A 9,949-nucleotide genomic window follows, 5' to 3' on the forward strand; every position below is an offset into this window, starting at 1 on the left:
CGACCGGCGCCTTCCCTGACGGACGGGGGAGGCGCCGGCGCCTTGTGTCATCCCGGAGCAGGAGACGGAGTTGATCCTGCGGGGTGACGCTTCCTGCCCGCCGTTTTGGTCGGATGGGAACCACCACTCCCCACCGGTTCGGGTGAGAATGGCGGCGCGGGGTGGACGAGTGCAGTGACGACGGCCGCCAACCACGGAGGTAGAGCACACATGGCACCGAACGACAGCGCACAGACCACCGACGGCGGGAACTTCGCCGCCGGACGCCGGAAGGCCGCGCGTTACATCGTCCCGGTCGCGGTGGCGGGGGTGGCGGCGGCGACCATCGGGCTGGTCCCGGCGCTCGCCGATTCCGGCGACCCCGACCTGCCGAAGATCACCGCTCAGCAACTGGTCGAGAAGATAGCGGCGTCGGACACGCAGCACCTCTCCGGCACCGTGAAGATCAGCACCGACCTGGGCATCCCCTCCCTGGACGGCATCGCGGGCAGCCTGGCGCCCCAGGGCGGGGGCGAGGGCTCGTCGGCCGATCCGCAGGCCAAGCTGATGGAACTCGCTTCCGGCACGCACACGCTGCGCGTCGCGGCCGACGGCCCGGACAAGCAGCGGGTGTCGGTCCTGGACGACGCCGCGGAGTACAGCCTGATGCACAACGCCGGCGAGGTCTGGGCGTACGACAGTGCCTCGAACGAGGCATTCCACACCAAGGCGCCCGCGGACGCCAGGGACTCGGCCAAGGACTCGGGCAAGGACTCGGCCAGGGACTCCGGCAAGCAGGAGAAGCTTCCCGAGGGGGTCCCGACGACGCCGAAGGGGCTCGCCGAGGAGGCGCTGAAGGCCGCGGACGACACCACCGCGGTGACGGTCGACGGTACGACGCAGGTCGCCGGCCGGGACGCGTACCAGCTGCTCATCAGGCCCGAGCAGTCCGGTTCGACGATCGGGTCCGTCCGGGTCGCGGTCGACGCGGAGAACGGCGTACCGCTCAAGTTCACGCTCACACCGAGCAGCGGCGGCAAGGCCGCGATCGACGTGGGCTTCACGAAGGTCGACTTCGGGAAGCCGTCCGCGGACACCTTCACGTTCACCCCGCCCAAGGGCACGAAGGTGACCGAGGGCGACGACGAGCTGAAGGCCCAGGAGAAGGACTTCAAGAAGGACTTCAAGGGCGAGGAGGGCCTGAAGGACTTCGAGGGGCTGAACGTCGTCGGCGAGGGCTGGACCTCGGTCGCCGAGATCTCGTCCCCCGGCGGCGCGGCGGGCGACGACGCCGGCTTCAAGGCACCGGAGAAGGGCGACGTGCCGCCGGAGGCCGAGCAGTTCATGGACGCGCTGGGCGACAAGGTGTCCGGTGAGTTCGGCTCGGGCACGGTCTTCGAGACCCGCCTCGTCAACGCCCTGATGACGGACGACGGCAAGGTGTACGTCGGCGCGGTCACCAAGGACGCACTGGTCCGGGCCGCCGACGCGGCCAAGTGAGCGAGGAGAGGAAGTAAGGCGGACAAGGCGGAGCCGGGATGGAGGAGCTGTCCGCCGTGAACAGTGAGGCCGTGATCGACACACGGGGGCTCACCAAGCGTTTCCGCGGCGGGCAGCTCGCCGTCGACGGCCTCGATCTCACCGTCCCCGCCGGCAGTGTCTTCGGCTTCCTCGGGCCCAACGGCTCGGGGAAGACGACCACCATCCGGATGCTGATGGGCCTGATCGAGCCGACGTCCGGTACGGCGACCCTGCTGGGCAGACCCGTGCCGCGCGCCGCCCGCAGCGTGCTGCCCGAGGTGGGCGCGCTCATCGAGGGGCCCGCGCTGTACGGGTTCCTGTCGGGCCGCGACAACCTGATCCGTTACGACTCCGCCGACCCGGCGGCCGATCCGCGCACCCGCCGGGCACGGGTCGCGGCGGCGCTCGACCGGGTGGGCCTGACGGCCGCGGGGAGCAAGAAGGCCAAGGCGTACTCGCTGGGAATGAAGCAGCGGCTCGGGCTCGCGTCCGCGCTGCTCCGGCCGCGCCGGCTGCTCGTGCTCGACGAGCCGACGAACGGCCTCGACCCGCAGGGCATGCGCGAGATCCGTTCGCTGGTGCGGGAGCTGGCGGCGGACGGCACGACGGTCTTCCTCTCCTCGCACCTGCTCGACGAGATCGAGCAGGTGTGCACGCACGCGGCGGTGATGGCCCGGGGGCGGCTGATCGTCCAGGGCCCGGTCGCCGAGCTGGCGGCCGGTGCGCGCGGGCGGCTCGCCGTCACCACACCGGACGCGGCGGACGCGGCACGGGTGCTCAAGGAGCTGGGTGTCACCGGTCTGACGGTCACGGAGGACCGGGTGACCGGAGAACTGCCGCCGGGGGACGTGGACCTGGCGGACCTCAACACCGCACTCGTGCGGGCCGATGTGCGGGTGAGGTCCTTCGGCGTCGAACGGGCCTCGCTGGAGGACGCGTTCGTGGCGCTGACGGGGGAGGGTTTCGATGTCGCGGGCTGAGACGACGGTCCGGCAGGAGAGCCCGCGGGCCCGCAGCCCGCTGTGGACGCTCGGGCTCCTGCGGTCCGAGCTGACCACCACCTTCCGGCGCTGGCGCACGCTCGCGCTGCTGGCGGTGCTGGCCGCCGTACCCGTACTGATCGGCATCGCCGTGAAGATCGAGACGAGCGACGGCTCGTCGGCCGGCGGCGGAGGGGGCGGCGCAGGACCGGCCTTCCTCACGCAGATCACCAACAACGGTCTCTTCCTCGTCTTCGCCGCGCTCGCCGCGACCCTGCCGGTCTTCCTGCCGATGGCCGTCGGCGTCGTCGCGGGCGACGCGGTGGCGGGCGAGGCGAACGCGGGCACGCTGCGCTATCTGCTGGTCGCCCCGGCCGGACGTACCCGGCTGCTGCTCGCCAAGTTCGCGTCCACGATGGTCTTCTGCCTGGTCGCGACCCTGGTCGTGGCCGTGTCCGCGCTGGTCACCGGGGCCCTGCTCTTCCCACTGGGCGAAGTCACCACCATCTCGGGCACGCGGATCGGCTTCGGGGACGGGCTGGTACGGGCCGTGCTGATCGCGGTGGTCGTGGCGGCCTCGCTGGTCGGGCTCGCGGCGATCGGCCTGTTCGTCTCGACCCTCACCAACAGCGGCGTCGCGGCGATGGCGACGACGGTCGGACTGCTGATCACGGTGCAGATCCTGGACACGATCCCGCAGCTGGCCGTGGTCCATCCGTATCTCTTCACGCACCACTGGCTGTCCTTCACGGACCTGCTGCGCGAGCCGCTCTACTGGGACGAGGTGCTGGACAACCTCGGACTCCAGGCGCTGTACGCGGCGGTGTTCGGCTCCGCGGCCTGGGCGCGCTTCACGACGAAGGACATCACGGCCTGAGCCGCCCCCTGGGCACGAGGGCGGCGTCGGTCCGCTTCGGCAGGTTCGTTGCCTGGACGTTGGTGAGTCCGGGGGCGAAGGCCTCCGTACGGAAGCCGAATGGCGGATGACGGTGGTGCGGCGAAGGCCCGGCCCGATCAGGGCCGGGCCGTGGCGCTGATCCGTGCTACCGGCACCTGCCAGATGCCAGATGCCAGATGTCGGCGGCCAGTTGTCAGAAGGTGAGCTTCCAGCTGTCGATGTAGCCGGTGTCCTGCGCGGCGATGTCCTGGGCCCTGAGCTTCCAGGTGCCGTTGGCCGGCTCGCTCGACGCGTCCACCGTGTAGGTGGTGATCACGTTGTCGGCCGAGTCGCTGCTGCTGGAGCTCTTCAGCCGGTACGCCGTCCCGTCGGGCGCGACGAGGTCGACGACCAGGTCACCGCGCCAGGTGTGCTTGATGTCCACCCCCACCTGGAGGGTGGCCGGGGCATTGCCCGTGCGGCCCGAGACGGCGACGGACGAGGTGACGGCCGCGCCGTTGTCCGGGACGGTGACGTCGGCGGTGTTCTCGTACACGTCGCCGGGCGGGGTGGTGGGTCCGGCGCCCAGCGTCCAGACGGCGTGGGCGATCGCGTCGCTGTTGCGGTCCAGGGCGGTGTCGTTGATGTTCGCCGTGGTGTCGCAGGAGGAGTGGTAGCAGCGGTCGAAGGCCGTCCCGGCGGTGCCGCCCCACTTCTGGGCCTGGGCGCTCGTCTTCGTACGGCTCGCGCCGGTGAAGAGACCGCCGACCGGTATGCCCACGTTCTTGAAGTTGGCGTGGTCGGAGCGGCCGTCGCCCTCGGTCTCGATCTCGGTCGGGACGCCGAGGCCCGTGTAGTAGTCCTTGAAGGTCTTCTCGATGACCGGGTCGTCGTCGTAGACGAAGTAGCCGGGGTTCGGCGAGCCGATCATGTCGAAGTTGAGGTAGCCGGAGAACTTCGAACGCTCGGTGGCGGGAAGGCTGTTGACGTACGCCTTGGATCCGACGAGCCCCAGCTCCTCCGCGCCCCACCAGCCGAACCGCAGATGCTTCGCGGGCTTGAGCTGGGCGCGGGAGACGGCGAGGGCGGTCTCCAGGACGGCGGCGGAACCGGATCCGTTGTCGTTGATGCCGGGGCCCGAGGCGACCGAGTCGAGGTGTGCGCCGGCCATCAGGACCTGGTTGGGGTCGCCGCCCGGCCAGTCGGCGATGAGGTTGTAGCCGGTCGCGCCGCCGGAGGTGAACGTCGTGACGGAGGTGGTGAATCCGGCGGCGTCCAGCTTGGCCTTCAGGTAGTCGACGGATGCCTTGTAGCCGGGGCGGCCGTGTGCGCGGTTGCCTCCGTTGGAGGTGGCTATCGACTGGAGCTGGGTGAGGTGCGCCTTGACGTTGGCGAGGGGTATGTCGGGGGCGGCAAGTGCCGCGGACGGGGTAGCGGTGGTGGTGGCGGACGCGGCGGGCGCGGTGGCGGCGACCAGGCCGGTGAGGGCGAGGGCGACGGTCGCGGCGGTGCGTCCGGCGGTGCTGGAGAGGTTCATGTGGGGGCTCCGGATTCCGTACGGGGACAGACGGAACGTGCGAGACGCCCCGCGACGCGTGCGGCGGCGCGGGGCATTGGAGCTGATGGTGCATCGGTTGTGCGTGGGCCGTGCGTGGCGGTGCGTGGCTGCGCGTGCTGAATGTTCAGCGAGGGACTGACCCACCGTCAAGAGCGGAAACCGGTCACCGCTGTTCGGATGCCGGACGGTGTGAGTGGCGCGGAAGCCGCCTCACTGCACGCAGAACTCGTTTCCCTCGGGATCCGTCATGACCACCCATTCGCCCCCGGGCTCCTTCACGCGGTGGGCGACGGCCGCGCCGAACGCCTCCAGGCGGGCGGTTTCGGTCTCCCGCGTACCCGGCTCGGCGTGCACGTCGATGTGCAGCCGGTTCTTGACCGTCTTCGTCTCCGGTACGCGCTGGAAGAGGATCCGGCGGCCGAGCCCCGTCCCCGTGTCCTTGTCGTACGGGTCGTCCGGATGCCGGACGGCGACCAGATCGCGAAAGGCGCGGCGGCCGTGGAATTCCACCGTCGCGTCGGGCGCTACGGCGCCGAAACCGATGAGGCGCTCGATCAGGGCGCTGTTGTCCTCCACCTCGTAGCCGAGGGCCGCGGCCCAGAAGTCGGCCTGGGCGTGCGGGTCGTTGGCGTCGACGACGAGCTTCCAGTGCAGTGTCATGGTAACCGGTTATAGTGGTTACGTGATGGAGCGCGCAACGGAAACGCCCGGACTGACCCTGCGTACGCCGCAGGGCCGTCCGTATCTCTTCGACGCGGGCGCCCTCTGCCTCGAACTGCTGCCGACCGGCGGCCCCGGGCCGCTCGCCCGGTACGAAGCGCTGCGCACCCCCATCGACCTGGTGCGATGGGCGGAGCAGAGCCGACTGCCGGCCGGGCTCGACCTGGCCGTGAGCGAAGGCGAGCTGTCGGACGCGCGCACCCTGCGCGACGCGCTCCACCGGCTGGCCGCCGACCGCGCCCACGGCCGCGCCCTGGCCGCCGCCGACCTCGACGTGGTCAACGAGCGGGCGGCGGGGGAGCCGCTGGCCGCCCGTATCGACGTGGTCGCGGGAGCGGGCGCCGTGCGCGCGTGGGCGCCGGGCGCGACCGGGGACCGGTTGCTGTCGACGGTGGCGCGCGACGCGGTCGACCTGTTCACCGGACCGTACGCCCACCGCATCCGCGCATGCGGCTCGCACGACTGCTGTCTGCTGTTCGTCGACACCTCGCGCCCCGGCCGCCGCCGCTGGTGCGCGATGGAACGCTGCGGAAACCGTAACAAGGTGCGCGCCCACCGCGCCCGCCGCAGCGAGGGCGCTGCCCCGGCGGACGGCTGAGGGACGCCTCGCGCGGCGCCGCGGCGCTGCGGCCAGTGGCCCCCGAATAACGGGAGTTGAGCTGGAGTCAGCGGGCGGAAGCCGCAGCGGCAGGAGCTTTCTCCGCCGCATCCGCATCCGCTTCCGCCGCCTCCGTCGTTGCCTCCCCGGCCGCCGTACGGGCGTCATAGTCGGCGCGGGCCGCCGCGATCTCGTTCTGGTGCTTCTCGGTCCAGGTCACCAAGGAGCGGATCGTGGTGTGCAACGTCGCGCCGAGCGGCGTCAGTTCGTACTCCACACGCGGCGGAACCACCGGGTGCACCGTCCGCTTGACCAGCCCGTCGCGCTCCAGCTGGCGCAGCGTCACCGTCAGCATGCGCTGGCTGATGCCGTCGATCCTGCGCCGCAGTTCGGTGAAGCGCAGTACGTGGTTGTCGAGCAGCGCGATGACCAGCAGCGACCACTTGTCGGCGACGCGGTCGAGGATCTGGCGGACCTCGCAGTCCTCGCGGGTGTCCCACTGGAAGGGGTCGGTGTCGCCGTACACCCCCTGGGAGTCGGTGACTTCGCAGTTACTCGGTGACTTCAAAGTGCCTTCTTCCATACGTCGTGATGCTGCCGCAGGATGCCAGTGGTTACAAGAGGGAACCGACCGGCATCCCGATAACTGACCTGATACGGAAGGCCCTTACCCATGACCCGACGCGCCTGGGCACTGCTGCTCGTACTCTGCGGCACCATCTTCCTCGAAGGCATCGACGTCGCCATGCTGTCGGTCGCCGTGCCCTCCATCAGATCCGACCTGGAGTTGCCGACTGCCACCGCGGCCTGGGTGATGAGCGCCTACGTCCTCGGATACGCCGGATTCACCCTGCTCGGCGGCCGCGCGGCCGACCTGCTCGGCAGGCGGCGGATGTTCCTGACCTGGCTCGCGGTCTTCCTCGGCTTCTCCACGCTCGGCGGGTTCGCCACCGAGGGCTGGATGCTGATCGCCGCCCGCTTCGTGACCGGCGTGGCCGCGGCCTTCATGACTCCGGCCGCGATGTCGATCATCACCACCTCGTACGAGGAGGGCCCGGAGCGCAACAAGGCCCTGCTCGTCTTCGCCGGCACGGCCGCGGGCGGCTTCTCGCTCGGCCTGGTCATCGGCGGGCTGCTGACCCAGCTCGGCTGGCGGTGGGTGTTCTTCGCCCCGGTCCTGCTGGGCGGCCTCATCCTGACCGCGGCACTGCGGCTGCTCCCGGCGGAGATCCGGCCGGCCCGCCGCAGCGGGGCCTTCGACCTGGCCGGCGCGGCGACGGCCGCCGGGGCGATGCTGCTGCTGGTGTACGGGATCGTACGGCTGGAGCACGGCTTCGACGGCTGGCGGCTGACGGCCACCGTGGTGGCCGCCGGGCTGCTGCTCGTGACGGTGTTCGTGACGGTCGAGCGCCGCTCGGCCGCCCCGCTCGTACGGCTCGGCATCCTGCGCCAGGCGTCGATGGTCCGCGCCGACCTGGGCGCGCTGCTCTTCGTCGGCTCCTTCTTCGGCTTCCAGTTCATGGTCACGCTCTACCTCCAGGAACTGCGTGGCTGGTCGTCCCTGGAGACGGCGCTGGCCCTGGTCGTGATGGGCGTCGACGCGGTCCTCGCACCGACGCTGACCCCGCGCCTGGTCGACCGGTTCGGCAACGCCCGGGTGATCTTCGGCGGATTCGTGCTGGCGATCGTGTCGTACACGCTGTTCCTGCCGGTCGGCCTCGACTGGTCGTACACCGTGATGCTGCCGGCGCTGTTCCTGACGGGCACGGCGTTCGCGCTGGCGTACGGGCCGCTGACGATCGCGGCGACGGACGGCATCGGAGAGAAGGAGCAGGGGGTGGCGAGCGGACTGCTCGCCACCGCGACGCAGTTCGGATCCGCCGTCGGGATCTCGGCGGTGACGGCGGTGTACGGCCTGGTGGCGGCGGGCGGCGACGGCTCCCCGGAATCCACCCTCAGCGCGTTCCGGGCCGCGCTGGCGGTGCCCGCGGTGATGGTCGTCGCGGGCGCGGTGATCACGGCATTCGGCCTGCGGGGCGGAAGCGGCGGGCGTGGTGGGCGGACGCCGCTGGAGGCGTCCCGGCCGGCCGACGCGCAACCGGGGGCTGTACCGGTGGGATAGGCGCCCGGGGCCAGCCACCTGTTCCCAGCCACCTGTTCCAGGCACCCGGAGGGGCTCCTTTGGAGCCCCTCCGGCGATTGAGGAGCGGGGTCTGGGGCGGAGCCCCGGTTTCGGGAGGGGGCGGGGGAGGGGAGCGCCCCCGCGGGGGCGCTCCCCTAAGGCACGGGCTTGGACGCCGACGCCGACGCCGGCTCGGACGCGGAGCCCAACGTGCCACCCGCGCCCGCAGCCCCACCCGCGCCCGCGGCCGGCGCAGCGGCCGGCGCCGCGGCGGCAGTCGCCGCTATCGCGGCCAGCCGTACCGCCTCCGCCCGCCCCCGCCGCGCCGCACGCAGCGCGTCCCACGTCAGCAGCGCCAGCGCCGCCCACACCAGCGAGAAGCCGGCCCAGCGCTCCGGCGGCATCGCCTCGTGGAAGTACACGACACCAAGCCCGAACTGGAAGACCGGCGCGAGGTACTGCAACAGCCCCAGCGTCGACAACGGCACCCGGATCGCCGCCGCACCGAAGCAGACCAGCGGGACGGCGGTCACGATGCCGGTGGTGGCGAGCAGCCCCGCGTGCCCCAGCCCCTCCGTGCCGAAGGTCGCGTCCCCGTGCGACCCGATCCAGAGCAGGTAACCCAGCGCGGGGAGGAACTGGACGGCGGTCTCGGCGGCCAGTGACTCCACGCCGCCGAGGTTGACCTTCTTCTTGACCAGGCCGTACGTCGCGAACGAGAACGCCAGGACCAGGGAGATCCAGGGCGGTCGCCCGTACCCGACAGCCAGTACCAGCACCGCCGCGAAGCCCACCCCGACCGCCGTCCACTGCACGGGCCGCAGCCGTTCCTTCAGCAGCAGGACACCCATGGCGATGGTGACCAGCGGATTGATGAAGTATCCGAGCGAAGCCTCGACGACCTGGCCGTTGTTGACGGACCAGATGTAGAGACCCCAGTTGACGGTGATGACGGTCGCGGCGACGGCTATCAGCCCCAGCCTCCGGGGCTGACGGACGAGCTCCCCGACCCATGCCCACCGGCGTACCACCACCAGCACCACGCCGACGACGGCGAGGGACCAGACCATGCGGTGGGCCAGGATCTCCATCGCGCCGGCGGGCTTGAGGAGCGGCCAGAAGAGGGGGACGAGCCCCCACATCCCGTAGGCGCCAATGCCGTACAGCAACCCCGACCGCTGTTCGTTGACCGACTTCACTCGCCCTCCCGACCCGCGCACATCATCCTGCTGAAGGTAGCGCCGACCCGGCCCGGATGTCATGCCCGTATCTCCGTACGGTCATGACATCCGGCGCGCGGGACACGGAACACCGGCGCGCGGGCACGAAGAGACCGGCGCACGGGACACGAACAGACCGGCGCGCGGGGCCGACGGGCGCGCGCGGGCACGAAAGAGGGGCGCCCGGTCCTTCAGGACCGGGCGCCCCTCTCACCCACCGGCGCGCGGTGACGTCAGCCGACGACCGTCCACGTGTCGTTGCCCGCCAGCAGCGCCGCGAGGTCGCCTTTGCCGTTCTGTTCGGTGGCGGTGTCGAGTTGGTCGGCCATGAGGGTGTCGTAGACGGGGCGGGTGGTGCTGCGCAGGACGCCGAT

At 71.3% G+C, this 9,949-nt stretch carries 9 protein-coding genes and 1 pseudogene; 5 read left to right on the plus strand and 5 right to left on the minus strand.

From position 1 onward, the window contains the following. The first annotated feature begins 210 nt into the window (after positions 1–210). The 3 genes from ACWDZ4_RS32840 to ACWDZ4_RS32850 are packed head-to-tail and all read left to right on the plus strand — an operon-like array spanning position 211 to position 3,357. Positions 211–1,479: a LolA family protein gene (locus tag ACWDZ4_RS32840; RefSeq protein WP_451512038.1), complete on the plus strand. Its 1,269-nt coding sequence runs from the start codon at positions 211–213 to the stop codon at positions 1,477–1,479. A 38-nt stretch (positions 1,480–1,517) separates the two neighbouring features. After that, entirely contained in the window at positions 1,518–2,480 is a 963-nt protein-coding gene (locus tag ACWDZ4_RS32845) for an ATP-binding cassette domain-containing protein (protein WP_451512039.1), read from the plus strand. Beyond that, entirely contained in the window at positions 2,467–3,357 is an 891-nt protein-coding gene (locus tag ACWDZ4_RS32850) for an ABC transporter permease (RefSeq protein ID WP_451512040.1), read from the plus strand. The genes ACWDZ4_RS32845 and ACWDZ4_RS32850 overlap by 14 nt, the downstream gene beginning before the upstream one ends. 214 nt (positions 3,358–3,571) lie before the next feature. Here the strand turns inward: ACWDZ4_RS32850 and ACWDZ4_RS32855 are convergent, their stop codons facing one another. Both ACWDZ4_RS32855 and ACWDZ4_RS32860 read right to left on the minus strand, forming a co-directional pair. Next, entirely contained in the window at positions 3,572–4,894 is a 1,323-nt protein-coding gene (locus tag ACWDZ4_RS32855; protein ID WP_451512041.1) for a M28 family metallopeptidase, read from the minus strand. 231 nt (positions 4,895–5,125) lie between these two features. Then, the gene (locus tag ACWDZ4_RS32860; RefSeq protein ID WP_451512042.1) at positions 5,126–5,575 is read right to left on the minus strand and encodes a VOC family protein; all 450 of its coding nucleotides are present in this window, start codon (positions 5,573–5,575) and stop codon (positions 5,126–5,128) included. 25 nt (positions 5,576–5,600) lie between these two features. Here ACWDZ4_RS32860 and ACWDZ4_RS32865 point away from each other — a divergent pair, with 25 nt between their 5' ends. Further along, positions 5,601–6,233 (plus strand): CGNR zinc finger domain-containing protein, encoded by a 633-nt coding sequence (locus ACWDZ4_RS32865; RefSeq protein ID WP_451512048.1) that lies wholly within the window; start codon positions 5,601–5,603, stop codon positions 6,231–6,233. A gap of 67 nt (positions 6,234–6,300) precedes the next feature. On the opposite strand, the gene ACWDZ4_RS32870 is transcribed toward ACWDZ4_RS32865, so the two are convergent. Beyond that, positions 6,301–6,816, minus strand: a complete 516-nt coding sequence (locus ACWDZ4_RS32870; RefSeq protein ID WP_451512043.1) for a winged helix-turn-helix transcriptional regulator — start codon at positions 6,814–6,816, stop codon at positions 6,301–6,303. Between the two features lie 90 nt (positions 6,817–6,906). On the opposite strand from ACWDZ4_RS32870, the gene ACWDZ4_RS32875 reads away from it, so the two are divergent. Continuing rightward, positions 6,907–8,355 carry an MFS transporter gene (locus ACWDZ4_RS32875; protein WP_451512044.1) on the plus strand — a complete coding sequence of 483 codons (1,449 nt, stop codon included), beginning with the start codon at positions 6,907–6,909 and terminating at the stop codon, positions 8,353–8,355. Positions 8,356–8,510: 155 nt separating this feature from the next. On the opposite strand, the gene rarD is transcribed toward ACWDZ4_RS32875, so the two are convergent. Next, positions 8,511–9,554: an EamA family transporter RarD gene (gene rarD / locus ACWDZ4_RS32880; RefSeq protein WP_451512045.1), complete on the minus strand. Its 1,044-nt coding sequence runs from the start codon at positions 9,552–9,554 to the stop codon at positions 8,511–8,513. Positions 9,555–9,808: 254 nt separating this feature from the next. Beyond that, positions 9,809–9,949 (minus strand): annotated as a pseudogene (locus ACWDZ4_RS32885) (2-oxoacid:ferredoxin oxidoreductase subunit beta); the annotation flags it as partial.

This window comes from Streptomyces sp. NPDC003016 (assembly GCF_053591455.1).